The organism is Streptomyces sporangiiformans (assembly GCF_005768555.2).
Classification (GTDB): domain Bacteria; phylum Actinomycetota; class Actinomycetes; order Streptomycetales; family Streptomycetaceae; genus Streptomyces; species Streptomyces sporangiiformans.
On record NZ_VCHX02000320.1, the window covers coordinates 93,820 to 119,044 of the forward strand.

Sequence of the window (25,225 nt, forward strand, 5' to 3'; positions counted from 1 at the left end):
GTCCCATGGCAGAACTCGACATAGCGGTGATCGGCGCGGGCGGCATAGCGCGCGTCCATCTGCCGGCGTGGACCGCGCTCGGTGCGCGGGTACGCCTCTACGCGCCCGACGAGCGCGCACCCGAACTGGCCGGCGCCCATGGCGCGACGCTGCACAGCTCGCTGCACGAGGCCATCAGCGGGGCCACCGTCGTGGATGTGTGCACCCCCACCGACACGCACCGCGGGATCACGCTGGCGGCCGTCGCCGCCGGGGCCCACGTCCTGTGCGAGAAACCGCTGGCTCTGCGGACCGCCGACGCCCAGGAGATGGCCGATGCCGCGGACGCCGCCGGAGTGCGGCTCTATCCCGGCCACGTCGTGCGCTGGTTCCCCGCCTACGACCGGCTGCGTGCGGTCGTCGCCGGGGGCGGGCTGGGCAGGATCGCGGTCGCCCGGTTCACCCGCACCGGCTGCTACCCCGCCTGGAGCCCGTGGTTCGCCGATCCGGCGCGCTCCGGCGGGATCCTGACGGACCAGATGATCCACGACATGGACATCGCCCGCTGGCTGTTCGGCGAGGTCGTACGCGTCCACGCGCACCAGCGCGGCCATCTCGCCGCCCCGGTGCCACCGGCCCCGGTCGCGACCGGGACCGCCGTGCTCACCCACGCAAGCGGCGTCATCACTCAGGTCGTGGGTGTCTGGGGACCTCCGGCGACCCCGTTCCGTACGACCTTCCATGTCTCCGGCACCGACGGGACCGTACGGCACGACTCGCTGGCCTCGCCCGCGCTGCGCGTCACGGGCACCGCGGGGGACCCCGAGGGCATCCCGTCCGGGGACTTCGGCCAGTCGCCCTACCTGGCCCAGATACGGGAGTTCGCGGACGCGTTCGCGGGCGGCGTGCAGGAACCCCGGGTGACCGCCGCAGACGGGGTGGCGGCCGTCCGGATCGCCGAAGCCGCCGTGGAGTCCGCCCGCACGGGCCGGGCCGTCGAACTGTCCACCTCGGTCGAACAGTCCACCTCGATGGAGGGAATCGTCACGTGAGGGTCGCCGTCCTGTCCTTCGCCCATGTCCACGCCACGGCGTATATCGAGCTGCTGCGCGACCGGGACGACATCGACCTGATCACCGCCGATCCCGACGCCCCGCCCGGCGACCCCGAACGGGGCCACGCCCTCGCCGAACGGCTGGGTGTGCCGTACGCCGACAGCTGGGACGCGGTGTTCGCGCTGCGACCCGACGCGGTCGTGGTCACCAGCGAGAACGCCCGGCATCGGCGGCTGGTGGAGCGGGCCGCCGCGTCGGGGGCCCATGTCCTGTGCGAGAAGCCCCTCGCCACGACGGAGGCGGACGCCCAGGCCATGATCGAGGCCTGTGCCCGAGCCGGTGTCGGCCTGATGACCGCCTACCCCGTACGGTTCAGCCCCGCCTTCGCCGCCCTCGACCGCTCCCTCGCCGACGGTTCGCTCGGCGCGCTGGTGAGCGTCCACGGAACCAACAACGGGGCGAATCCGGCCCGTTCCCGGTCGTGGTTCGGCGACCCCGAACTGGCGGGCGGCGGCGCGGTGATGGACCACACCGTGCACCTCGCCGACCTGATGGACGTCCTCCTCGGCGGTGAAGAGGCGGCGGAGGTGTACGCCCAGGCCAACTCCGTTCTCGACGCGGACCTGGCGGGCCCGGGGGTCGAGACCGCGGGGCTGGTCACCGTCCGGTACCCGGGCGGAGTCGTCGCCGCCATCGACTGCAGCTGGAGCCACCCCGCGGACCATCCGACCTGGGGCGGACTCACCCTGACCTGCGTGGGGGAGCGGGCCATGGTCGAGTTCGACGCCTTCCCCCGGCTGCTCGGCGGCTTCGACTCCACGACCGGCCGCGGCCGCTGGGAGCCGGGCGGCACCGATATGGACGCGGCCATGCTCGACGAGTTCCTCGACGCCGCACGCACCGGCCGCCGCCCCCGTCCGGACGGGGAGGCAGGCCTGCGCACCCTGCGGATCGTCCTCGCCGCCTACGCGTCCCTGCGCACCGGCCGGCCATGCGTCCTGGCCGACGTACAGCGAGTCGCTTCATGATGCCTGCGGGCGCAGGGCGTCGGAGACGGACTTGGCGCCGCCGTGAGCCGTGAGACCGCCGTCGACCGGCATCTCGGCACCGGTGATGAAGGAGGCGTCGCCGGAGAGGAGGAAGACGACGAGCGGGGCGACCTCCGCGACCGTGCCGGTGCGGCCGAGCGGGGTCTCGCCGATGTTCGCCTCACGAAAGGCGGGATGGGCTGAGGCGGTCATGTCGGTCTCGATGAAGCCGGGGTGGATGGTGTGCACGCGGATGCCGCGCGGGCCCGGTTCCGTCGCCGCGGTCTTCGACAGGCCGCGCAGCGCCCACTTGCTGGGCCGCCGGGCGTGTCCACACGAGGTCGACGTGCCGGAGGTGGGTGAGCAGGCGCATGGTGTCAGTCCTTACGGAGGAGGGCGGACGCGTTGCCGCCTCGTGCGGCGTGGAAGTCGGCGTCGGGCAGCCGCGCGGCGCGCAGCGCGCCGTCGGGTCCTCGGTGCCCATGTCGAACGGGAAGTCGGTTGCCCAGCAGGACCCGGTCGGCACCCGTGGCGGTGATCAACGACCGTTCATCTGCCCGCTCGTGCTGATCGGGCCCGAGTCCGCCGTGGGCAGCCCGGCCAGCGCCGTCGGCATCCTCGGCCTCGCCTCCGGAACGGTGGCGGCCGGACTGCTCCTGGCCCGTCGCCGGGTGACGGTCGCGGAGGACGGCCCGCGAGCCTGAGTCCTGCCGGGGCTTCGGGTCCACCAACAGGACACCGGTGCGGCCGGGATGGTAGAAGCGGGCATGACCAACTCTCCCGCCTTCTCCCCTACGGTCGCTGTCCGATGACCGCGGGCATCGACACCCCGGACCGTCGCGGCCGCACCGGACTCGACCGTGTCGGCCGGGACCTGACCGGGAACCCCCGCGTCAGGGTGCGCGACGTGAAACTGCTGTCCAGCCACTGGTACGTCGAGCGCACCACGACCTTCGACTTCCAGCACGCCGACGGCACCTGGAGCACCCAGGAGCGCGAGACGCACGACCGTGGCAACGGCGCCACCATGCTGCTCTACGACACCGAGCGTGAAACCGTGCTGCTCACCCGGCAGTTCCGCTTCCCGGTGTACGTCAACGGACATCGCGACGGGATGCTGATCGAGACGCCGGGCGGGCTGCTCGACGACGATGACGAGCACCCGGAGATCGCCGTGCGCCGCGAGGTGGTGGAGGAGACCGGGCACACCATCGGCACTGTTCACCACGTCTTCGACGTCTACATGAGCCCGGGCTCGGTCACCGAGCGCGTCAGCTTCTACGCCGCCGCCTACGGCCCGTCGACCCGCACCCACACAGGCGGTGGCCTGGACGAGGAGGGCGAGGACATCGAGATCGTCGAACTGCCCTTCCGCAGAGCCCTGGAGATGATCCGCACCGGCGAGATCGCCGACGCGAAGACGATCATGCTGCTCCAGTGGGCGGCGTTGGAGGGACCGTTCGCTCCCGCTCGGTGACAACGCTCGATGACCGCGTCGGCTCACCCTGTCGTCGACGTCCTGCCGTGGGACGGTGGAGGAATACCCGAAGAGTCACGTCCTGGAGCAGCCGAAGGAGAGCGGTCATGAGTGCATTCCCTACCGCGCGAGGCGTCCGGACCACCCCGGAAGGCCTGCTGTGGGAGCCCAGCGAACGCTGGGTACGCGGCCGTAAGGGAGACGTCACAGTCGTCGACAGCCGGCACCCCGTCCTCGTCTGGGAGCCCGACCTGCCTGTTCCGCAGTACGCCTTCCCCCGCGCGGAGGTCCGCGAGGACCTGCTTCGCCCGGCGAAGAACCCTCCGACAGGCAGGCACGCCGGATCACGGGTCTTCTACGACCTCGCCATCGGCGACGAGCTGCTGGCGAGCGTGGCCTGGACGTTCCCCGCCGACGACCTGGCCGGCCATATCGCGTTCGAGTGGTTCTGGCACCGCGGCAAGGGACTCGACCACTGGTACGAAGAGGAGGAAGAGATCTTCGTCCACCCCCGTGACCCGCACAAACGGGTGGACGCGCTGCCGAGCAGCCGCCACGTCCGGGTCGAGATAGACGGCACGGTGGTCGCGGACACCCACCGTCCGGTCCTGCTTTTCGAGACCGGCCTCCCGGTGCGGTACTACATCCCGCGCGAGGATGTCCGCCTCGACCTGCTCGTCGCCACCGACCACAGCAGCCAGTGCCCCTACAAGGGCACCGCCGCGTACTGGTCGTGGCGGGGCGAAGCCGACGTCCCGCCGAACCTCGTCTGGACCTATCCCGACCCGCTGCCCGCGGTGGCCGCCGTCGAAGGACTCGTCGCTTTCTACAACGAGGCGGTCGACATCACCGTGGACGGCGAACGCGTGGAGCGCCCCGTCACTCCGTTCACCAAGATGCTCTCGATCTGACGGGGCCCGGGCCCTGCTGGCAGAGGGCTGGGCTGGGCTCGGGAGGCCTCGGGGCGCTGTCCCGGAACGTTTGCCTCCTGTTCAGGGGGAACGCGTCAGGGTGATGGGCCAGGAACGTGACCCCGGCGGGGCGAACCTCCTGAGAGGAGCCGATCATGAGCAACGCAGCCGGAATGCGGGTCGTCGTCACCGGTGCGACCGGAAACGTCGGCACCAGCCTGGTGCGCCTCCTGAGCGAGGACCCGAGGGTGGACTCCCTGGTCGGTATGGCACGCAGGCTGCCCGACGAGCCACCGGCGCAGGCCGAGTGGGTCGCGGTGGACCTGACGGCCGGGTCCGACCTGACCAAGCACTTCGAGGGAGCCGACGCGGTCGTCCACCTCGCCTGGAAGCTCCAGCCCGCCCGGGACCCGGCCCTGACCTGGCGCACCAACGTGCTCGGCAGCGTCCGCGTCTTCGAGTCGGTGGCCGCCGCCAAGGTGCCGACCCTGGTGTACGCCTCCTCGGTCGGCGCTTATTCGCCGGGCCCCGACGACCGCGCCGTGGACGAGTCCTGGCCGACGCACGGCTGGCCGGAGGCCGCGTACTGCCGTGAAAAGGCTTATCTGGAACGCGTGTTGGACACCTTCGAGCACGAGCAACCGGACATCCGGGTCGTCCGTCTGAGGCCCGCCTTCCTCTTCAAGGAGGAGTCGGCAAGCCAGCAACGCCGTATGTTCGCCGGGCGTTTCAAGCCCGGCCCTCTGGCCAGGCCCGAACTCCTGCCCTTCGTCCCGGACGTCCCCGGGCTGCGCGTACAGGCGCTGCACACCGATGACGCGGCGGAGGCGTACCGGCTCGCCCTGCTGAGCGAGGCGCGCGGCGCGTTCAACCTGGCGGCCGAACCACCGCTGGACGCCGAGGTACTGGGCGAGCTGTTCCACTCCCGGCCGGTGCGGATGCCCCGCAGGGCGGCACGCTCCGCCGTCGCCGCGGCCTGGGGCCTGCACCTGGTACCCGCCTCGCCGCAGCTGTTCGACGCGGTGCTGCGGCTTCCCCTCATGGACTGCACCCGGGCCCGCCACGAACTGGGCTGGCGGCCGCGGTACACCGCCGTCGAGGCGGTCGAGGAGGTCCTGCGGGGCATGCGTGAGGGCGCCGGCGAGGAGACCGCTCCGCTGGCGGGACACAAGGTCGGCTGACCAGACCCCTCCGGTGGGTGAGCGACGCGGACCCGGGTACTCGGCGAGCGCCTCCGGCAGCGAGGACAGGAGCGAGCGAGCAGCGGCGAAGGGAGCGTGCGATGAGGGCCGTGACCTGGCAGGGCAAGCGTGATGTGCGGGTGGAGACCGTGCCCGACCCGGAGATCGAGGACCCGACGGACGCGATCGTACGCGTCACCTCCAGCGGGCTGTGCGGTTCCGACCTGCACCTGTACGAGGTGCTCACCGCCTTCATGACGCCCGGGGACATCCTCGGGCACGAGCCCATCGGCGTGGTCGAGGAGACGGGCTCCGAGGTGACCGGGCTGAAAACCGGCGACCGGGTCGTGGTGCCCTTCCAGATCGCCTGCGGACACTGCTGGATGTGCGCGGCCGGGCTGACGACGCAGTGCGAGACCACCCAGGTGACCGACGCGGGCATGGGCGCGGCACTGTTCGGCTACACCAGGCTCTACGGCGGCGTGCCGGGGGCACAGGCCGAGTACCTGCGGGTCCCGCAGGCCCAGTTCGGGCCCATCAAGGTGCCGGAAGGGCCGTCGGACGACCGCTACATCTACCTCTCGGACGTGCTGCCGACGGCCTGGCAGGCCGTCCAGTACGCCGACATTCCGCCCGGAGGCTCCGTCGCCGTCCTCGGCCTGGGGCCGATCGGCGACATGTGCTGCCGGGTCGCCCGGCTTCAGCAGGCCGAGGTCGTCATCGGGGTCGACCTGGTGACGGAGCGGCTGCGCCGGGCGCGTGAGCAGGGCGTGGAGACCTACGACCTGCGGCGTTTCGACGGGCGGAAGGACCTCGTGGAGACGATCCGCGACCGGACCGGCGGCCGTGGCCCCGACGCCGTGATCGACGCCGTGGGCACCGAGGCCCACGGCAGCCCCGTCGGGCGGACCGCCCAGCAGATGTCCTCGATCCTGCCCCGCGCCTGGGCCTCCCGGCTCGCCGAGAAGGCCGGCGCCGACCGGCTGGCCGCACTCCTCACCGCCATCGAGCTGGTGCGGCGCGGCGGCACCGTCTCGCTGAGCGGTGTCTACGGCGGCATGGCCTCGCCGCTGCCTCTGATGACGATGTTCGACAAGCAGATCCAGTTGCGGATGGGCCAGGCGAACGTACGGCGCTGGGTCGACGACATCCTGCCGCTGCTCACGGACGAGGACCCGCTCGGCGTCGACGGCTTCGCCAGCCATCGGCTCTCGCTGGACGAGGCACCGCACGCCTACGAGATCTTCCAGCGCAAGGAGGAGGAAGCGGTGAAGATCCTCTTCGAGCCCTGAGCCGCAGGGCTCGAACCCGGCGTTCACCGCCTTGCCGTGCTCGTACGGCTCGGCGACGCCAGGCCCGTACCGTTCCGTCGGCCGCCGCGACCTCGGCGTTGACGCGCGCCTGCGGCAGCGTTCCGCTCGTCAGGAGGACGGAGCCGAGCGCACGAGCCAGTCGTACGCGGCCCGCGCCGTGAACTCGGCCTGGCCGCCCCGCAGCAGCAGCCCCGCCGTGGCGAACGCCGGGTCGTCGGCCTGCGCGGCGACGTAGGGGATCGCGATGCAGCGCATCCCGGCCGCGTGCGCCGCCGCCGCACCCGGAGCGGCGTCTTCCAGGACCACGCAGTCGGCCGGGGCCGCTCCCAGCCGGCGTGCCGCTTCCAGGAAGACATCGGGGGCGGGCTTGCCCCGGGCCACCTCGTCGGCCGAGACGACGGTCCGCAGACTGCTGTCCAGACCCGTGCCCGCCAGGATCGACTCGATGGCTTCCAGCGAGGAACCCGAGGCCACGGCCATGGGTACACCTTCGGCGGCCAGCAGTTCGACGAACTTCCGCATCGCCGGGTAGACATGCGTGGCGGTACGGGCCAGCGCCAGATAGCGGCGGTTCTTCTCCGCGAGCAGTACGTCGGACGGGGCCTGGATCGCGTGCCGCTCCTTCAGGAGCGCGATCGTCTCCGCGGCGCTGATGCCGACGTACCCCTCGTGGTCCGCCCAGGTGTAGTCGGTGACACCGTGCTCGGCGAGCGCCTGCCGTCCCGCCTCGTAGTAATTCGGTTCGCTGTCCACGAGCGTTCCATCGAGATCGAAGATGACCGATGTGTTGCCGAGAGTGCTCATGCTGTCCAGGGTGCCAGGGAGCGGTGCCCCCCCCTTCTGGGTGGGTTGGCAGGCCCTCCGCCTCTGATCAGGCCGATCAGTTGCCGGCCGCGCGGCCGATCGACTCCACGAGCGGCAGCATCCGGTGCGGCACGCGCTCGCGCAGGGCCACCTCGGTACGGGTGCGGACGACGCCCGGCAGGCTGATCAGTACCTGGATCACGTCCTCCAGGTGGGCGTTGTCGCGCGCCACGACCCGCGTCAGCAGGTCGCCGCCGCCGGTGATCGAGAACGCCTCGACGATCTCCGGCACGGCGGCGAGCGCGTCGCCCACGTCGTCGAGATGCCCCTGGGTGACTTCGATGTGCACGAAGGCGAGCACGGGGTGGCCGAGCGCGGCGGGCGAGAGCGAGGGGCCCGTCCCCGTGATCACGCCGTCGCGCTCCATGCGGTCGAGCCGGGCCTGGAGGGTGCCGCGGGCCACGCCGAGCACTCGGGCGTACTCGCGCACGCTGGTGCGCGGCTGTTCCAGGAGGATGCGCAGGATGCGGGAGTCGAGTTCGTCCACGGCCATGGTCCGTTGGCCTCCTCGCGGTCTGGATTGATCGCTCCCGACTGTACCAATGGCTCAGTGAAAAACGTGCCTGTTGAGCCACTGCCTCACTGTTGCTTACCTTGTTCCCATCGATGGCGCCGCGCAGCGCCGGACGGCGAAGACGCCGGATCCGTGCCGCGGCGCCATTCCCATGTCCTGAAGACGCCTTTGTCTTGAAGATTCCCTGTTCCTGAAGATGCTCTCGACGCGAAGTGGAGGCGGGCTGCCGACGGTGAAGAAGATGTTCATGGCTCCGGATCCGGGTCTGGCCCGGCTGCGGGTCTCGTTGCGCGCGGTGCTCGGCATCGGCCTCGCGGTGACCGCGTCGGAGCTCGCCGGGCTCTCCCTGACCGCCTCGATCACGGGCGGGCTCGCCGCGCTCCTCGCGCTGTTCACGGTCGGCGACCCGACCGTGCGCCGCCAGGCGGTCACCACCGCTCTGCTGCCCGTCGTCGGTTTCCCCGTGCTCGCCCTCGCGACCGCGCTGCACTCGGTGCCGATCGTGCGCGACGCGACGTGGCTCGCCGTGATCTTCTGCGGGGTGTACGCCCGCCGTTGGGGACCGCGTGGTCACGCGCTCGGCATCTTCGCGTTCATGACCTTCTTCATCACCCAGTTCCTGCACGCCGTGCCCGGTCAACTCCCGCAGCTGTACGCCGCGATGGCGCTGTCGCTGGCCGCGTCCTCGGCCGTCCGCTTCGGCGCGTGGTGCATCGAGCGGCGCACTCCGCCGCCCGCGGCGCCCGCCCCGCCGGCCGGTCGTGGTCTCTCCCGCCCGACCACCCGGCAGGCCTTCCAGGCGACGGCCGCCTGCGCCTTCGCGATCGCCGCGGGCCAGTTCCTGTCGCACGAGCGCTGGTACTGGGCCGTCGGCACCGCCTGGTGGATCTTCGTCAACACGGCCTCGCGCGGCGAGACGCTGGTACGCGGCTTCCGGCGCGTCGTCGGCACGGTCACCGGCATCGCGGCCGGCCTGCTCGTCGCCGTACCGCTGCACGGCGCACCGGCGCCCACCGCGGCCCTCGTAGGGGCATGCGTCTTCGGGATCTTCTACACGGCCGCGCTGTCCTATTCGTGGATGATGTTCTTCGTCACCGTCATGGCGGGCCTGCTGTACGGGCTCCTCGGTGTGCTGCATCCGGGACTGCTGGGGCTGCGGCTGGCGGAGACGGGCGCCGGAGCCCTCGGCGCCGCGCTGGCCGTCGCGCTGATCCTGCCGGTCACCACGCACGCGGTGACCGATCGCTGGGTGGGCCAGGCCGTGCGCGCGGTGCACGGCTGCACCTCGGCGGCGGCCCGGCGACTGGCCGGTGACTGCGACGCCGATCCCGCACCGCGGGCCGCGGAACTGGAGGCACTGCTCGGCCGGGTCCGGTTCGCGCTCGCGCCCCTGGTCCACCCGCTGAACCCGTTGCGGGCGCGCAAGACGCGGGCCCGCCAGGTGCTCGCCCTTCTCGACGACTGCGCCCGCGAGGCCCGCGGCCTCGCGACCGTCGCCGCGGACCCGTACGCCTCGCACGACGCCCGCCTCACCGCTGCCTGCCTGCGGGTCGAGGCAGCGGTCGAGGTCCTGGTCGGCGCGCTGCCGGAGCGCGCATCAGCGGTGGCCGCGGGCGTGCCGGGCCACCATCCGGGAGCGGAGCAGGCCCTCGCCCACCTCCATGGCCTGGAGCGGGCGCTCGCCGCGCTGGCCACGCCGCTGCGCGGCTCCTCGGCCGTGGGGGCATGAACCCCGCCGCTGACACAGGGCACCTGAGCCCGCGATTTGGTCTAGGCCTTTAGCGTTTGACTGCTAACGTCGCCCCGAACAGCGCGGCACCGGAAGGGGACGGCAGTGGCAGACGGCGGCAGACGGCAGCAGAGGGCGTTCATCGGATCGTTCACGGCCGCGGGAGGCCTGGGCATCCTCACCGCGGCCGTGGACGACGAAAGCGGCGCGCTGACGGTCCTGAGTACCGTGGACGGCGTCCCCGACCCGTCGTACCTCGCGCTGTCGCCCGCCGGGGACATGCTCTACGCGGTCAGCGAGACGGCCGACGGCGCGGTGGCCGCGTACCGGGTGAAGGGCGACAAGCCGGAGCTCGCGGGTCCGCCGGTCCCGGTCGACGGCAGCGGGCCCACGCACCTGAGTGTGCACGCCGGACACGTCCTGACCGCCAACTACGGTTCCGGCAGCGTCACCGCCCTACCCGTCGTCGCCGACGGCAGCCTCGAGGCTGCGGCGTCCGGCGTGCTCCAGCACTCCGGCTCGGGCCCGCACACGCCGCGCCAGCAGGGCCCGCACGCCCACCAGGTGCAGCCCGACCCGAGCGGGCGCTGGGTCGTGAGCGTCGACCTCGGCACGGACTCCGTGCGCGTGTGCGCGCTGCGGGACGGGGCGCTCACGGTGCACCGCGAGATCGCGCTGCGCCCCGGATCCGGGCCCCGCCACCTCGCGTTCCACCCGGACGGCGAACACGCGTACGTGCTCAACGAACTCGCGCCCACCGTCACCGTCTGCCGCTGGGACGCCGTCGACGGCATGCTACGGCCCGTCGACGAGACGCCGGTGCTGCCGATCGCCCCGGACGGCGACGCGTACCCGTCGGGCGTCGTCGTGTCGCCCGACGGCCGCTTCGTGTGGACCGCCACACGCGGCCAGAACGTCCTCTCCGTGCTCGCGGTCGACGCGGAGGCGCTTCGCCTGGTCGTCACGGTGCCGTGCGGCGGCACTTGGCCGCGCGGGCTCGCCCTCGACCCCTCGGGACGCTTCCTGTACGCGGCGAACGAGCGCTCCGGGGACGTGACCTGGTTCGCGGTCGACCCGGACACGGGCATCCCGCGCCGTGGCGGCTCCGTCGAAGCACCGGCGGCGTCCTGCGTGGTGTTCGGCTAGAAGACATACCGAAGGGCCCGCTCCTGCGTGAGGAGCGGGCCCTTCGCGTACCGGGTGGTACGGGCCGTCCGGCGTGGTGCCTGGCCGCGTACGAGGGGCACCGGGCGTACGGGGTGGTGCGTTGCGTCAGCGCACCGGCGCGCCCTGCGGCTGCTGCGGGGCGATACCCAGCGCCGTCGTGTACTTGGCGAGCGCGAGCTTGCCGATCGCCGGGTACGCGCCGAGCGCCTCGGCTGTGGAGCAGCCGGCTTCCTTCGCGGCCGCGTCGAGCAGACCCGGTTCGAGCTCGGGTCCGATCAGATACGGGGCGAGCGCGAGCTGCTGGGAGCCCGAGGAACGCAGCTGCTCGGCGGTGGCCGCGATCGCGCCCTCCTCGTCGAGCGCGGCGGCCATCACCGGCACGGCGAGACGGGCGGCGAGCAGCATGCCGGTGATCCCGGCCGCCTGCACGGCCTCGTCGCCGCCCACGGACGCCAGGATGATGCCGTCCGCGGCGGTCGCCACGGTGAACAGGCGGGCGCGGTCGGCACGCGCCAGACCCGCCTCCGAGAGGCGCACGTGCAGCGCCTCGGCGAGCAGCGGGTGCGGGCCGAGTACATCGGTCAGCTCGGCCGCGACGCGGCTGTCCATGACGGCCTGGCGGACCCGGCGCAGCAGCGCGCTGTCCGGACCGGCGAGCAGCGGCACCACGACTGCCACGGGGCCGTCCGGCTCCCGCACGTCCATACCGGCGGCGCGGGCCTGCTCGAAGCGGGCGGTGCGCTCCTCGGCGGCACGCGTGAGCACCGACTGGAGCGTGGGGAATTCCGCATCGTCCCCGTCGAGGTACCCGATCCGGGCGTCCATGCCGGGCAGTTCGGAGCGGGCGATGCTCACGACCTCTTCGGCGAGGCTGCGGACGACGGCGCTGGGCGTGCCGGGGACCGCGAGGACGAACGCGGGCGCGCCCTCGGGAGCCGCCAGCGGTTCCGGACGGCGGTGCCGCCCGGGCTGGCGGGGTCGCGGCATTCGTACTGGCAGGCCGGACACGGGCCCAGTGGGGGAGCTCATGGCGCCGCATGTTACTGGTTTCTTGGGCTCCCCTGTTCGGGGAGGGTGCAGGTGAGCGGTATACGTCCGGTTTTGTCTGACGAGTTACGTACCGATTGATCTTACTGGTCACGTTCTGCTACGAGTAGACGCACAGCATGTCCTCCTCACGGGGGAGCGTCAGACGGCCGTCGGCCAGGTCGACGGCGATGCGTACGGCACCGGCGAGCGGGTCGCCCGCGGCCGGGTCGTGTCGCGCGTACGGCAGTCGGTCCGTCAGGGCGGCCCGCAGAGGTCTGAGGAGGGCATCGCCCATCTTGAACAGCCCACCCGTGAAAGCGACTCGGATCTCTCCGGACGAGGCCTCCTCCTCGGCGGGGCAGACCGCGGCGGCGGAGTCGGCGATGTGCCGGGCGGCTTCGGCCAGGATGCCCGCCGCCACCGGGTCGGCGTCGGCGCAGGCGGCCACCTCGGGTGCGAAGGACGCGAGTACGGCGGGGCGGTCGCTGCGCGGGTAGAGCTGCCCCGGCCATGTCGAGGCCGTGCCGAACCTCTCCTCGGCGCGCGCCAGGAGGCGGGCCGAGCCGTCGGGCCGGCCGTCGTGCGAGCGCAGGGCCGCTTCGAGTCCGGCCCTGCCGATCCACGCCCCGCTTCCGCTGTCGCCGAGCAGATGGCCCCAGCCGTCCGCTCTGCGCCAGCTCGTCAGATCCGTACCGATGGCGATCAGACCGGTGCCGGCCGCGACCACCGCCCCCGATCGCTGCCCGAGCGCGCCTACATACGCGGTGACGCCGTCGGCGACCAACGCGAGTCGGCGCACGCCGAGTTCGCGGGCCAGCGCCGACGGCAGCTCGGCGCGCAGCGCCGCACCCAATGTGGTGAAGCCCGCGGCCCCGATGGTGACGGCCCGGAGCGAGGCGACCCCCGCGTCCGCCATCAACTGCCGGGCCATCGGTACCAGTTGCTCCACCAGATGCCCGGGGTCGATGCCGCGCGGGCCGGTGCGCACCGGCTCCTTTGAGCTCAGCGGAGCCGTGCCGGGGCTTTCGCCGGCCGCCAGCACGGCACGCAGCCCCGAACCCCCGGAGTCCACACCCAGCACGCCCGACCGCGCGCCGGGACCGGTCACGGCAGCCGCCAGTCCACGGGTTGGCCGCCTTGACGGGTGAGCAGTTCATTGGCGCGGCTGAACGGACGCGAACCGAAGAAGCCCCGGTCCGCCGACATGGGCGACGGGTGTGCGGACTCGACCGACGGCAGATCGCCGAGCAGCGGCCGGAGGTTGCGGGCGTCGCGTCCCCACAGGATGGATACCAGCGGTCGTCCGCGCGTGGCCAGTGCCCGTATGGCCTGCTCGGTGACCTCCTCCCAGCCCTTGCCCCGGTGCGCGGCGGGACGGCGCGGGGCCGTGGTGAGCGCCCTGTTCAGCAACAGCACGCCCTGCTTGGTCCACGGCGTCAGATCCCCGTTGGACGGCTGGGGCATCCCTAAGTCGCTGTTCAGTTCCCGGTAGATGTTGATGAGGCTGCCGGGCAGGGGCCGCACCTCGGGCGCGACCGAGAACGACAGCCCCACCGCGTGTCCCGGTGTCGGATACGGGTCCTGTCCGACGATGAGTACTCGGACGTCGTCGAAGGGTTGCTGGAAGGCGCGGAGCACATTCGCTCCCGCCGGGAGATAGGTGCGTCCCGCGGCGATCTCCGCGCGCAGGAAGTCACCCATCTCGGCGATCCGTCCGGCCACGGGTTCCAGGGCCTTGGCCCAGCCCGGTTCGACAATTTCATGCAACGGTCGTGGTGCCACGGCGTCACCCTACTGTCCGGTGGCGGCGAGACGCGCCGCGGTTCAGTCGACGGCCGCCGCGCGCACGCACAGCACATCCGGCAGATGGGACGCCAACTGCTGCCAGCTGTCTCCGTCGTCGGCTGATGCGAACACCTCCCCGTTGCGGTTGCCGAAGTACACGCCCGCCGGGTCCGCGCCGTCCGTGCACAACGCGTCGCGCAGCACCGTGCCGTAGTGGTCCTCCTGCGGCAGTCCCGCGCAGAGCGGCTCCCAGGACTTGCCCGCGTCAGCCGTGCGGAAGACGCGACATCTGCGGTCGGCGGGGACCCGGTCGGCGTCGGCGTTGATCGGGAACACGTATGCCGTGCCCCCGCGGTGCGGATGAGCGGCCGCGGCGAAGCCGAACGTGGACGGCAGGCCCTCTCCGATGTCCTTCCAGTGCGCGCCCGCGTCGTCGCTCCGGTAGACACCCCAGTGGTTCTGCAGGTACAGCCGGTCAGGCGTCTCCGCGTCCTGCGCGATCTTGTGCACGCACTGGCCGAACTCCGGGTTCGGATCGGGCAGGAACACCGCGGAGACACCGGAGTTGGAGGGCTGCCAGCTCTTCCCGCGGTCCTTGGTGCGGAAGACGCCGGCCGTGGAGACGGCGACCGTCACCGCGCTCGGGTCGCGCTCGTCGGTGAGGACGGTGTGCAGGCCCTCACCGCCGCCGCCCGGCATCCACTGCGAGCGCGTCGGGTGCTCCCACAGGGGGCGGACGATCTCGAAGGTCTCGCCGCGGTCCTCGGAGCGGTACAACGCGGCCGGCTCCGTGCCCGCGTACACCACGTCCGGCTCGGCCGCCGCCGGGTGCAGCTGCCACACCCGCTCCAGCGAAGCCCCCGTGTCCTGGGGGAACTTGACCGCGGGCTTGGCCGGTTCGGTCCAGGTGCGGCCCAGGTCGTCGGAGTGGAACACGGACGGGCCCCAGTGCGCACTGTCCCCGCCGACGAGGAGCCGCGGGACCTCGCCGCGGGTGTCGATGGCGACCGAGTAGACGGCCTGTGCGTTGAAGTACGGACTGTCGTCGAACTCCCAGCGGCCGCCGCGCCGCCGGCCGATGAACAAGCCTTTGCGCGTGCCTACCGTGAGCAGAACCTCGGTCATGCCAACCACCTCCGGACGCGTTGTCTCAGCCATGTGTCTCAGCCATGGCTCAGTCTGCACCCAGGCACTGACAATCTCCCCTGGACGCGCTCTCCGGGCAGGTCGGAGCGTTTCCGGCGGTCGATGGCGGTGTGGGAAACGTCTCCCTGTGAGCACCCGGGCGACCTCTGCCGTATGGGAGGGAGGAGTGGTGTGTCGGGTGAGTAGGAGGGGCGTTCGATGGCGGCATTCCGTGGTCCGAGGGTGTGGCTGTGGCGATGGCGGCGCAACCCGCTGCGGCGCCGCAGCGACGAACTGGAGTCCTGGCTCGTGCTCGCCGCCTGGACCCTGGCCCTGATCGCCGGGTTGCTCGCCGGTCTGGTGAGCGCGCGATCCGTCGAGCACAGCCTCGCCCGGCAACGCGCCGAGTGGCACCCCGTCCCCGCGTTGCTCAGCGAGAAGGCGCCCGGCTCTCGCGCGGCGTCCGCCGCGAGTACCGAACGGGTGTGGGCGGAGGTGCACTGGACGGCGGCGGACGGTTCGCCCCACAGCGGCCAGGCGCGGGTCGAGCCCGGCAGCAGGCCGGGCACGCCGGTCAAGGTCTGGACGGACCGCGAAGGCCGCCTAGTGACCAAGCCCGCCGGTGAGTCCCAGGCCGGCCTGCGGGCCGGCCTGGCCGGGGCCCTCGTGGGCGCGAGCGCCGCCGTCGTGCCCCTCGGCGGCGGCCGGCTCCTCCGCAGGCGCCTGGACCAACGGCGCATGGAGCAGTGGGACGCGGACTGGGCGCGGGTCGGCCCTCAGTGGGGGTGGAAGACAGGCTGAGGGGTGGTCGTGACGTCCTGCCGTAAGGGGCCGGGTGGCCAGAGGGACCGGTGGTCAGAGGGACCGGTGGTCAGACGGACCGGTGTCATGGGGACTCTGGGGCGGACGGACCGGTGGTCAGACGGACCGGTGGTACTGGTCCGGCACATGGACCTCGCTCCCGAGTTCGCGGGCCGCGTGCCGGGCCCACGAAGGGTTGCGCAGTAGTTCCCGGCCCAAGAGCACCGCGTCCGCCTCACCGTTGGCGAGGATCTTCTCCGCCTGCTCGGTCTCGGTGATCAGGCCGACGGCGGCGACGGCCATCGGCGTCTCGTTCTTCACGCGTGCGGCGAAGGGGACCTGGTAGCCCGGCCCGGCAGGAATGCGGACGCCGGACGCGTTGCCTCCGCTGGAGACATCGAGGAGGTCGACGCCGTGGGCCGTCAGCTCATGGGCGAAGCGGACCGTGTCGTCGGCCGTCCAGCCGTCCTCCTCCAGCCAGTCGGTGGCCGAGATACGGAAGAAGAGCGGCTTGTCGTCCGGCCACACGGCCCGTACGGCGTCGACGACTTCGAGGGCGAGGCGCGTGCGGTTCTCGTACGAGCCGCCGTACGCGTCCGTGCGCCGATTGGAGTGCGGGGAGAGGAACTCGCCGATCAAGTAGCCGTGCGCGCCGTGGATTTCGGCGATCTCGAAGCCGGCGGCGAGAGCACGACGCGCGGCGTCCGCGAACTGGCCGACGATCTCCCGGATCCCCTCCACGGTGAGTTCGGTCGGGACCGGGTGGTCCGCGTCGAAGGCGAGCGGGCTGGGTCCGAGCGGCTGCCAGCCGTGGGCGTCGGGACCGACGGGGGCGCCGCCCTTCCAGGGGCGGTCGGTGGACGCCTTGCGCCCAGCATGTGCGAGCTGCAGCGCGGGAACGGTGCCCTGCTCCTTGAGGAAGCGGGTGATCCGGCGGAACGCCTCGGCCTGCGTGTCGTTCCAGATGCCCAGGTCGTACGGCGAGATCCGGCCCTCAGGGCTGACCGCCGTGGCCTCGACGATGATCAGCCCGGTGCCGCCGGCGGCGCGCGCCGCGTAGTGGGCGAAGTGCCAGTCGTTCGGGGCGCCGGTCTCCGGGCCCTCCGGCGCTGCCGAGTACTGGCACATCGGGGGCATCCAGACGCGGTTCGGGATGGTCAGATCGCGCAGGGCGAGAGGTTCGAAGAGCGCGCTCACGGCGGACTCCCTTCGTCACGGGGACGGCGGACGCTCGTACGATAGGCATCGTAGTACGGAGGATGTCAAACTACGAGAGGTCTCGTACTATGGAGTCCTCCGGAGCTCAGCCCGAGGGAGTTCTCCGGAGACGTCCTGGCCACAAGGCCGGTGTCGAAGGACTGGAGCCCGCCGTGACCACCGCCGCCCCGACCAGCAGCAGCCGAGATCTTCCGCACCCCGCGCGGGAGGAGATCCGCCTGGAATCCGTGCTGCACGCGCTCTCCGACCCGATGCGGCTCCAGGTCGTGCGAGAGCTCGCCGCCGACGGCGGCGAGCTCTCGTGTTCGCACTTCGACCTGCCCGTCACCAAGTCCACGACCACGCACCACTTCCGGGTGCTGCGCGAGAGCGGAGTGATCCGGCAGGTCTACCGGGGCACCGCCAAGATGAACGGGCTGCGCCGAAGCGACCTAGACGGCCTCTTCCCGGGACTTCTCGACAGCGTCCTGGCCGCTGCCGCCGGTCAGGCCGCCCGTCCCGTCGACGGGTGACGCCCCGGCCGAAGCGTCCTTCGGAGAATCCTTCGACGGAAGGTGGTTGAACAGGAGGTTCAGCGCGATCGCCGTCAGGCACCCCGCGCTGATGCCGCTGTGCATGACCGTCTGGAACCAGTCCGGGAACTTGTCGTAGACCGTGGGCACGCCGACCGGCAGCGTGCCCATGGCCACCGAGACGGCCACCACCGTCAGGTTGTTGTTGCCCTTGAAGTCCACCTGCGCCAGCGTCCTGAGGCCGCTCGCGGCGACCGTCCCGAACATCACCAGGCCCGCTCCGCCCAGCACGGGCGCCGGAATCGCGGCGACCACCGCGCCCAGCTTGGGCAGCAGTCCGAGAAGGACCAGCATGCCGCCCGCGGCGGCGACCACCCAGCGGCTGCGCACCCGGGTCATGCCGACAAGACCCACGTTCTGGGCGTAGGCCGTGTACGGGAAGGTGTTGAGCACACCGCCGAGGACCGTGGACAGACCGTCCGCGCGTAGCCCGTCCGCGAGCGCGCGCGGCTCCACCTTCCGGTCGGTCATCTCACCGACCGCGATGAAGTCACCGGTCGTCTCGGTCATCGCGACCAGCGCCACCACCAGCATCGACACGATCGCCGATGCCTCGAACGTGGGCGCGCCGAAGTGGAAGGGCGTGCTGATGCCGAGCCAGCCGGCGTCCGCCACGCCGCCGAAGTCCGTGAATCCGAACGGCACCGCGACCACCAGCCCCACCACGATGCCGATCAGCACCGCGATCCGGCTCAGGAAGGCGGGCGCGAACCGCTGCACGCCCAGTACGACCAGCAGGACGAAGCCCGCGAGGGCCAGGTTCTTCGGCTCACCGAAGTCCTTCGCGCCCACGCCGCCGGCCGCCCAGTTGCCCGCCACCGGCAGCAGCGAGATTCCGATGATCAGAATGACCGTGCCCGTGACCAGCGGCGGGAAGAAGCGGAGCAGCTTCCCGAAGACCGGGGCCAGGAGCACGATCGCCAGGCCCGCGACGATCACCGAACCGTAGATCGCGGGCAGTCCGCCGCCCGTCGTGCCGATGAGCACCATCGGCGACACGGCGGCGAAGGTGCACCCCTGCATGATCGGCAGCCGCACCCCGAACCGCCAGAAGCCCACGCACTGGATCAGCGTGGCTATCCCGCACACCAGCAGATCCGCGGTGATCAGATACGCGAGATCCGCGGCCGACAGCTTCATGGCACTGCCCACGATCAGCGGCACCGCCACCGCGCCGGCGTACATCGCGAGCACGTGCTGCAGCCCGAAGGCGGCCAGTTGGCGGACGGATGGGACTTCGTCCACCGGATGCACGGGAGGAGCGGGATGCACGGGTTCGGTCGTTGTCATGGGTGCTCCAGGAGGGGGATGAGCGGGGGAGTGGCGCAACAGCGGGCCGCGTGCTGACGAGCGGCACGCGGCAGAGACCGTACGCGAATTGAACAGTTTGTTGATTTCGGCCGCGTTACCGCGCGTTGCTGTGCCCGCCGAAGACCGCCCGGCGCCGCCGCGTTCCGTGCGTCACGATGCCCTGGCCCGCGCCGCCGCCAGCAGCGAGTCCCAGTCCGGCAGCTTCACCACACCACGCCCCAGCGAGGCGCCCAGCTCCAACTCCGCCTGCTCGATCGCCCGCCAGCCGGCCCACTCGACCGGTCGCAGCCCTTCCGCGCGCAGTGCGGCGAGCGGATCGTCCGGCAGCTCACGCCGTGCGAGCACGGGCGCGTCCTCCAGCAGCGAGGACACCGTCTCCTTCGCGCACGGCCGGTTGGTGCCGATGACGCCCGTCGGCCCCCGCTTGATCCACCCCGCCACGTACTCGCCCGGCGCCACCGAGTTGTCGCGCAGGACCCGCCCCGCCAGATGCGGCACCGTGCCGTGCTCCGCGTCGAACGGCAGCCCGTCGATCGGCACTCCGCGGTACCCGACCGAGCGCAGCACCAGCTGCGCGTCGATGTCCTCGTACCGCCCCGTGCCCGTCACACCGCCGTGTCCGTCCGGAGCCGTTCGCTCGAAGCGCACGGCGCCAACGCTCCCTTGGTCGGCGAGGAATTCGACCGGGCGCAGGAAGAAGCGCAGCCGGATCCTCCGGGAGCCGCCGCGCGGTGGCTGCGTGGCCCAGCCGCGCAACACCTCGACGTTCCGGCGCTGGGCGGCGGGCAGGCCCGACGGATCGGTGTACGCCGGATCGAGCGCCAACTCCTCCGGATCCACCACCACTTCGGTGTCGGGCAGGGCGCCCAGTTCCCGCAGCTCCTTGGTGGTGAAGCGGGCCTGCGAGGGGCCGCGTCGGCCCACCATCTGAATCTCCCGCACCTGGCTGTGACTCAGCGCGGCGAGCGCCGCCTGCGGCATGTCCGTCGGGCTCAGCTCCGCGGCACCACGGGCCAGCATCCGGGTCACGTCCACCGCGACGTTCCCGACTCCTATGACGACCGCCGCCCGCGCGCCGAGCACGAAACCGTCCGGGGCGGCGTCCGGGTGCGCGCTGTACCAGGAGACGAACTCGGTCGCCGACCAGCTGCCCGGCAGCTCCTCGCCCGGCACCCCGAGACGCCGGTCGGTGGCGGCGCCCACGCAGTACACGACCGCGTGGTACAGCTCCCGCAGCCGGGAGGTGGGCACCCCGTCCGGGCCGACCTGGACGCCGCCCAGGAACCGCACCCGCTCATGCTCCAGCACCGTACGCAGGTTGTTCTGCAGGGACTTGATCTTCTCGTGGTCGGGTGCCACGCCGTAACGCACCAGACCGTACGGGCACGGCAGCCGGTCGAGGACATCCACCCGGACCCCGGGCACCTGGCTCTGCTGGACGAGACCCTGCGCGGCATAGACCCCGCTCGGCCCCGAGCCGACCACGGCGACGTGCAGCACGGCGGGACTCCTTCCCCGAGAAGAACGAGGGGATCGCTGATGGTTTCCAGGATCGCACCACGCCGCACACCATGGGAGGGGACGCGCCGCACACGACGGGAGGGGACGGCGGCGCACAGCGCACCAGGGGGGCGCGCGGAGCTGCGCCGACGGAGTGCCGTGGCGTCGGCCCGCATGCGTGCCTGAGCGGAGTGAATGTGATGATGCGGTTACGTTGCGTGTGTGCTGGAAGCATCGTTTCTTGATCTTTCCGATCGCCATCGGCTGGATGGCGCGGTGTCCGTGTGGCCCGCATGGGAGGTGCGGGACCACCACACCGCCACGACGTGGTGCAACGTCCGGCTGGCCTTCGACGACGGCGCCCAGGTCGACGTACTCGCCGTGCTGTGCGAGGGAGCGGTCTCCATCGAGGACGTACGCGCCCGGCCGCCCCTCTCGCTCGATGACTTGGCGGTGCTTTCCGACTGGATCGAGGGCCCGCTCCAGGAGGCGTACGGAGTCGCGGTCGAGCCGGCGGGCGCCGCCGTCGGTGACGACGCCCCGGAGAAGCGGCACGCGCGCCCCGGGTGGCCGCGAGGGGTCGAGGGACGGCGCGCGGTCGCCGAGGTGTACCTGGCGGCCCAGGAAGTCGGTCACGATGCGGTGCTGGCGGTGATGTGCGCGACCGGCCGCAGCCGCCGCGGCGCGCTCAGGCTGATCGCCGCGGCGCGCGACGCGGGCTTCCTGACCCCGCGCCACGCCCGCCGGTGAGGAGCGCGTGACGGCCGGGGCCGTCTCCGCGTCAGGCCATGTCGCGCATCTTGCTGATCTCGGTCGTCTGCTGCGCGATCACGTCGTCGGCCATCTCGCCGACCTGGATGTTGTTGCCCTGCGCGAGTACATCCGTGGCCATGGTGATCGCCCCTTCGTGATGGGTGATCATCAGCGTCAGGAACAGTTCGTCGAAGGCCTCGCCCTTCGCCGCGCGCAACTTCTTCAGTTGTGCCTCGGTCGCCATGCCCGGCATCGCCTCGTGGTCGTGCGTCCCGGCCTTCTCGTCGCGGCCATGGGCCTTCTGCCAGCGCTTCATGGCGTCGATCTCAGGTCCCTGCGCCGCCGCGATGCGCTCGGCGAGCCGCTTCACCTGGGTCGACTCCGCGCGCTTCGGGGCGAGTTCGGTCATGTCCAAGGCCTGGGAGTGATGCTGGATCATCTTGCGCGCGTAGTCGAAGTCCGCCGCGTTGGGGGAGTCGTCGTCGGTGCGCTGCTTCGCGGCGTCCTCGGCGGAGAGTGTCTGCGCCGCCTCGCCCGGCTTGCCCGGAGCGATCACCGAAGGGCCCGTACCCGAAGCGGAATCCGGCTTGTCGTCCGAACCGGTGCAGCCCGCGAGTGCGAGGACTGCGGCCGTCACGGCGGCGGTGGCCAGGTGGCGGAACGAACGGGGTAAGAGCACTGCGACCTCCTGTGGCGCACGGGATGACAACCACGTTGTGGGTGTTGAGAACCGTCCTAGCACGCTTCCGCTCACCCGCGATCGGAAAGATTCATTACGAATCTGTTGCCCTCTGTTGATCTGTGCATGATGCCGACGATACTGCGGTGGTGCCTGAACCGTTCACTTGCGAACGGCACTAAGGGAGGATGCAGTGACCCTGTTAAGCAACCACCGAACGCGGCGCAGACGCCTGGGAGTTGCCGCCACCGCGGCCGGACTTCTGGCCGCGCTGCTCACGGCCGGTCCGGCCGTCGCGACCCCGGACCCCGGCGACAAGCCGGCCACGCCGGAGAAGGTCTCCAAGAGCGAGGCGGCCGAGGCCCGGGCCGCGATAGCCAACGGCGAGATACCCGGCAAGGACGAGATCGTCCACTCGGCCAACATCAAGCACCTCGGCAACATCCCCAAGGACGCGCTGCCCGGCACCAACTCGGACCTGGCCTTCCAGGGGAAGTACGCGTACGCCGGCAACTACGACGGCTTCCGCATCTTCGACATCAGCGACCCGAAGGCCCCCAAGACGGTCTCCCAGGTGCTGTGCCCCGGCTCGCAGAACGACATCTCCGTGTCCGGGAACCTGCTCTTCCTCTCCACCGACTCCTCGCGCAGCGACAGCTCCTGCAACAGCACCACGCAGCCGGCGACCGAGAAGTCCTCCTGGGAGGGCATGAAGGTCTTCGACATCAGCGACAAGTCCAACCCGAAGTACGTGGCGGCCGTCGAGACCGCGTGCGGCTCGCACACGCACACGCTGGTGCCGGAGCGCAAGAACGTCTACGTCTACGTCTCCTCGTACTCACCGAGCGCCACCTTCCCCGACTGCCAGCCGCCGCACGACGGCATCTCGGTCATCAAGGTGCCGCGAAAGGCTCCCGCGAAGGCGGCGGTTGTCGGCTTCCCGGTGCTCTTCCCCGGTGAGGGTCCCGACGGTGGCGGCAACCCCGGCTCGCCGACGAACCCGGGCGTCTCCAAGACCACCGGCTGCCACGACATCACCGTGCTGCCCTCCAAGGACCTAGCGGCGGGCGCCTGCATGGGCGACGGCATTCTGTTCTCCATCAAGGACCCGGAGAACCCGAAGGTCATCGACCAGGTCGAGGACAACGTGAACTTCGCGTTCTGGCACTCGGCGACCTTCAACCAGAAGGCCAACAAGGTCGTCTTCACCGACGAGCTCGGTGGCGGCGGTGCCGCCACCTGCAACGCGGAGATCGGGCCGAACCGGGGCGCCGACGGCATCTACGAGGTCGTCGGCAAGGGCGACAAGCGCAAGCTCGTCTTCAAGAGCTACTACAAGATCCCGCGCCACCAGGCGGACACCGAGAACTGCGTGGCCCACAACGGCTCGCTGATCCCCGTCAAGGGCAAGGACATCATGGTCCAGGCCTGGTATCAGGGCGGCGTCTCCGTCTGGGACTTCACCAACTCCTCGAAGCCCAAGGAGATCGGCTACTTCGAGCGTGGCCCGCTGTCCACGGACGCCCTCATGGGTGGCGGCTCCTGGTCGGCCTACTACTACAACGGCTACATCTACTCGAACGACATGGTCAAGGGCTTCGACGTCCTGAAGATCAGCGACAAGCGCACGGACCCGGCGAAGAAGGTTCGGGTGCCCGAGCTGAACGTGCAGACGCAGCCGGACTACTTCGACTGACCGGCCCGGTCCGCGGCACGATCCTCAGGCGAGAAGAACCGTGAGAGGTTCTTGTCGTACGTCCCGTCGGGCGCCTCGGCGTCCGGCGGGACACCCTGCTCCCAGTCGAGTCCGTAGCGCCGGAACAGCTCGGCCCGAAGGACCGGCAGGGACATCGGGACACCTGGCACCAGAGCCGCGTAGACCGCGCCCATCAGCAGCGCGCGCAGCATCGGATAGTCGACCGCGGCGTCCCGCGAACCGTAGCGGGCCATGGTGTCGTTGAGCAGTTCCGCCAGGCGCTGCTGCTCCGCGCACCGCACGAAACCTTCGCCCTGCAGGATGCCCGCCATGTGCTGGCGCATCAGCACGGGATGGTCTCGGGTCAGACCCAGGATCGCGTCGATGGCCCGCGCCATGAGCTCCCGGCCGTCCTCGGTGCGCGGCTCGCGCTCCAGCGCCTCCTGGAGCGTGCAGTGCATCAGCCGGTGGACAGCCGACTGCACCAGCTGCCGCTTGCCCGGGAAGTAGTACGAGACGAGACCGCGCGCCGAGCCCGCCCGGTCCGCGATGTCACCAAGTGTTGTCGCCTCGTAACCATGCTCGCTGACCAGCTCGAGCGCCGCCTGCAGAAGCTTCTCCCGGGAACGCCGCCGCAGCTCTTCATTGACCGAGCGGCTGCGCGGGGACATCCTGTAACTCCTGCGTTGACTGGCTGCCAGCCAACTATACTCAGCGCGTCCCGAGGCGAACCCTTCCAGGGTCCCTTCGGGCTGCCGTCCGCCTGGGCGACGCGGGGGATCGTCCAGGCGGACGCACAGGTGTGGCCGGGAGCCCGGCCACGGCCTTCAGCGGATGAGGTCCAGGACCGGGCGGAGGCTGTCCGGCCGCCTGCTGACCGGCAGGTGGTCGACGAAGTGCACCCCGCAGCCCAGAGCCGCCGCGCCGCCGTCCGCGCGGCGGTCGTCTCCGACCATCAGCGCGTCCCGCGGGTCGGTGCCGAGCGCCTCGCACGCGGTCGCGAACAGGCGCGGATCCGGCTTCTGGATGCCGTGCTCGTACGACAGTACGTAGGCGCCGACGTACGGGTCGAGGCCGTGGTCACGGAAGATCGGCCGCAGATCCCAGCCGATGTTGCTGACGACGCCGACGGCGACACCGCGCTCGCGCAGCGCGCCGAGCACCTCGGCCGTATCGGGGTAGGGCTGCCAGGCGGCCGGGGTCATGTGGCGGTCGTACAGCGCGTCGTGCAGCGCCGGATCGGGGAGCGGTACCTGGCGGGAGAGTCCGGTGTACGCGGCGCGGTGCAGCTCGGCGCTCTTGTCGCGGATGTCCCACACGGCGGCGACGGCGTCAGGTAACCGCCCGGAGGGGAAGGCGCCGCCCGGCAGCGCGCCCGCCGTCTCCAGGTCCCGCGCCGCCCGGATCAGCTCCGGTTCGGGCAGGAGGACGTCGGCCTCGGCCAGCACCGCGCGCAGCCAGGACTCGGTGGATTCGATACGGAAAAGGGTTCCGGAGAAGTCGAACAGAACGGCAGCCATGTGCGGGACCCTACCGAT

The 25,225-nt window shown here is 71.4% G+C and carries 24 protein-coding genes and 2 pseudogenes; 12 read left to right on the forward strand and 14 right to left on the reverse strand.

The features are described 5' to 3' along the window. Positions 1–5: 5 nt before the first annotated feature. Together FGD71_RS39870 and FGD71_RS39875 are read left to right on the forward strand one after the other, a co-directional pair. The gene (locus FGD71_RS39870) at positions 6–1,031 is read left to right on the forward strand and encodes a Gfo/Idh/MocA family protein (protein WP_119105439.1); all 1,026 of its coding nucleotides are present in this window, start codon (positions 6–8) and stop codon (positions 1,029–1,031) included. Then, positions 1,028–2,062: a Gfo/Idh/MocA family protein gene (locus FGD71_RS39875; protein WP_119105440.1), complete on the forward strand. Its 1,035-nt coding sequence runs from the start codon at positions 1,028–1,030 to the stop codon at positions 2,060–2,062. The genes FGD71_RS39870 and FGD71_RS39875 overlap by 4 nt, the downstream gene beginning before the upstream one ends. Here FGD71_RS39875 and FGD71_RS39880 read toward each other — a convergent pair. After that, positions 2,057–2,377, reverse strand: a pseudogene (locus FGD71_RS39880) (SDR family NAD(P)-dependent oxidoreductase); the annotation flags it as partial. The gene FGD71_RS39875 and the pseudogene FGD71_RS39880 overlap by 6 nt on opposite strands. A gap of 62 nt (positions 2,378–2,439) precedes the next feature. After that, positions 2,440–2,610 (reverse strand): annotated as a pseudogene (locus FGD71_RS49440) (amidohydrolase family protein); the annotation flags it as partial. Between the two features lie 260 nt (positions 2,611–2,870). Here FGD71_RS49440 and FGD71_RS39895 point away from each other — a divergent pair. From FGD71_RS39895 to FGD71_RS39910, 4 genes are all read left to right on the forward strand, one after another. Then, the gene (locus tag FGD71_RS39895) at positions 2,871–3,539 is read left to right on the forward strand and encodes an NUDIX domain-containing protein (protein ID WP_119105441.1); all 669 of its coding nucleotides are present in this window, start codon (positions 2,871–2,873) and stop codon (positions 3,537–3,539) included. Positions 3,540–3,646: 107 nt separating this feature from the next. Beyond that, complete coding sequence (locus FGD71_RS39900) at positions 3,647–4,450, forward strand: DUF427 domain-containing protein (protein ID WP_119105442.1); 804 nt, start codon at positions 3,647–3,649, stop codon at positions 4,448–4,450. A 155-nt stretch (positions 4,451–4,605) separates the two neighbouring features. Next, positions 4,606–5,631, forward strand: a complete 1,026-nt coding sequence (locus tag FGD71_RS39905) for an SDR family oxidoreductase (protein WP_119105443.1) — start codon at positions 4,606–4,608, stop codon at positions 5,629–5,631. Between the two features lie 101 nt (positions 5,632–5,732). Continuing rightward, positions 5,733–6,923: a zinc-dependent alcohol dehydrogenase gene (locus FGD71_RS39910; RefSeq protein ID WP_119105444.1), complete on the forward strand. Its 1,191-nt coding sequence runs from the start codon at positions 5,733–5,735 to the stop codon at positions 6,921–6,923. 129 nt (positions 6,924–7,052) lie between these two features. On the opposite strand, the gene FGD71_RS39915 is transcribed toward FGD71_RS39910, so the two are convergent. Both FGD71_RS39915 and FGD71_RS39920 read right to left on the reverse strand, forming a co-directional pair. After that, a complete protein-coding gene (locus tag FGD71_RS39915; RefSeq protein ID WP_119105445.1) occupies positions 7,053–7,748 on the reverse strand; it encodes an HAD family hydrolase in 696 nt (231 codons plus the stop codon). Between the two features lie 76 nt (positions 7,749–7,824). Further along, entirely contained in the window at positions 7,825–8,301 is a 477-nt protein-coding gene (locus FGD71_RS39920) for an Lrp/AsnC family transcriptional regulator (RefSeq protein ID WP_119105446.1), read from the reverse strand. Between the two features lie 262 nt (positions 8,302–8,563). On the opposite strand from FGD71_RS39920, the gene FGD71_RS39925 reads away from it, so the two are divergent. Both FGD71_RS39925 and FGD71_RS39930 read left to right on the forward strand, forming a co-directional pair. Beyond that, entirely contained in the window at positions 8,564–10,051 is a 1,488-nt protein-coding gene (locus FGD71_RS39925; protein WP_119105535.1) for an FUSC family protein, read from the forward strand. A gap of 105 nt (positions 10,052–10,156) precedes the next feature. Continuing rightward, on the forward strand, positions 10,157–11,197 hold the full coding sequence (locus FGD71_RS39930; protein WP_119105447.1) for a lactonase family protein: 1,041 nt from the start codon (positions 10,157–10,159) through the stop codon (positions 11,195–11,197). Positions 11,198–11,323: 126 nt separating this feature from the next. Here FGD71_RS39930 and FGD71_RS39935 read toward each other — a convergent pair whose 3' ends face one another. The 4 genes from FGD71_RS39935 to FGD71_RS39950 form a co-directional block, all read right to left on the reverse strand. Further along, the gene (locus FGD71_RS39935; RefSeq protein WP_119105448.1) at positions 11,324–12,247 is read right to left on the reverse strand and encodes a sirohydrochlorin chelatase; all 924 of its coding nucleotides are present in this window, start codon (positions 12,245–12,247) and stop codon (positions 11,324–11,326) included. A 118-nt stretch (positions 12,248–12,365) separates the two neighbouring features. Continuing rightward, complete coding sequence (locus FGD71_RS39940; protein WP_119105449.1) at positions 12,366–13,355, reverse strand: N-acetylglucosamine kinase; 990 nt, start codon at positions 13,353–13,355, stop codon at positions 12,366–12,368. Then, on the reverse strand, positions 13,352–14,029 hold the full coding sequence (locus FGD71_RS39945; protein ID WP_119105450.1) for a uracil-DNA glycosylase: 678 nt from the start codon (positions 14,027–14,029) through the stop codon (positions 13,352–13,354). Before FGD71_RS39945 ends, FGD71_RS39940 begins: the two co-directional genes overlap by 4 nt. 42 nt (positions 14,030–14,071) lie before the next feature. After that, positions 14,072–15,157 carry a WD40/YVTN/BNR-like repeat-containing protein gene (locus FGD71_RS39950; RefSeq protein ID WP_162931355.1) on the reverse strand — a complete coding sequence of 362 codons (1,086 nt, stop codon included), beginning with the start codon at positions 15,155–15,157 and terminating at the stop codon, positions 14,072–14,074. 219 nt (positions 15,158–15,376) lie between these two features. On the opposite strand from FGD71_RS39950, the gene FGD71_RS39955 reads away from it, so the two are divergent. After that, entirely contained in the window at positions 15,377–15,958 is a 582-nt protein-coding gene (locus tag FGD71_RS39955) for an Rv1733c family protein (RefSeq protein WP_119105452.1), read from the forward strand. A 117-nt stretch (positions 15,959–16,075) separates the two neighbouring features. On the opposite strand, the gene FGD71_RS39960 is transcribed toward FGD71_RS39955, so the two are convergent. Beyond that, entirely contained in the window at positions 16,076–17,155 is a 1,080-nt protein-coding gene (locus FGD71_RS39960; RefSeq protein ID WP_119105453.1) for an NADH:flavin oxidoreductase/NADH oxidase, read from the reverse strand. 173 nt (positions 17,156–17,328) lie between these two features. Here FGD71_RS39960 and FGD71_RS39965 point away from each other — a divergent pair, with 173 nt between their 5' ends. Then, positions 17,329–17,688, forward strand: a complete 360-nt coding sequence (locus FGD71_RS39965) for an ArsR/SmtB family transcription factor (protein WP_240437007.1) — start codon at positions 17,329–17,331, stop codon at positions 17,686–17,688. Here the strand turns inward: FGD71_RS39965 and FGD71_RS39970 are convergent. Beyond that, a complete protein-coding gene (locus FGD71_RS39970; RefSeq protein WP_119105455.1) occupies positions 17,608–19,038 on the reverse strand; it encodes a nucleobase:cation symporter-2 family protein in 1,431 nt (476 codons plus the stop codon). The two genes, FGD71_RS39965 and FGD71_RS39970, sit on opposite strands and share 81 nt — an antisense overlap. 171 nt (positions 19,039–19,209) lie before the next feature. Then, a complete protein-coding gene (locus FGD71_RS39975) occupies positions 19,210–20,559 on the reverse strand; it encodes an FAD-dependent oxidoreductase (protein ID WP_119105456.1) in 1,350 nt (449 codons plus the stop codon). Between the two features lie 276 nt (positions 20,560–20,835). On the opposite strand from FGD71_RS39975, the gene FGD71_RS39980 reads away from it, so the two are divergent. Continuing rightward, complete coding sequence (locus tag FGD71_RS39980; protein WP_119105457.1) at positions 20,836–21,309, forward strand: DUF6214 family protein; 474 nt, start codon at positions 20,836–20,838, stop codon at positions 21,307–21,309. Positions 21,310–21,340: 31 nt separating this feature from the next. Here the strand turns inward: FGD71_RS39980 and FGD71_RS39985 are convergent, their stop codons facing one another. Beyond that, positions 21,341–21,991, reverse strand: a complete 651-nt coding sequence (locus FGD71_RS39985; RefSeq protein WP_119105458.1) for a DUF305 domain-containing protein — start codon at positions 21,989–21,991, stop codon at positions 21,341–21,343. Positions 21,992–22,184: 193 nt separating this feature from the next. On the opposite strand from FGD71_RS39985, the gene FGD71_RS39990 reads away from it, so the two are divergent. After that, complete coding sequence (locus FGD71_RS39990; RefSeq protein WP_119105459.1) at positions 22,185–23,687, forward strand: LVIVD repeat-containing protein; 1,503 nt, start codon at positions 22,185–22,187, stop codon at positions 23,685–23,687. On the opposite strand, the gene FGD71_RS39995 is transcribed toward FGD71_RS39990, so the two are convergent. Together FGD71_RS39995 and FGD71_RS40000 are read right to left on the reverse strand one after the other, a co-directional pair. Continuing rightward, entirely contained in the window at positions 23,675–24,358 is a 684-nt protein-coding gene (locus tag FGD71_RS39995; RefSeq protein WP_119105460.1) for a TetR/AcrR family transcriptional regulator, read from the reverse strand. The genes FGD71_RS39990 and FGD71_RS39995 overlap by 13 nt on opposite strands. Before the next feature lie 156 nt (positions 24,359–24,514). Then, on the reverse strand, positions 24,515–25,207 hold the full coding sequence (locus FGD71_RS40000; protein WP_119105461.1) for an HAD family hydrolase: 693 nt from the start codon (positions 25,205–25,207) through the stop codon (positions 24,515–24,517). Positions 25,208–25,225 lie beyond the last annotated feature (18 nt).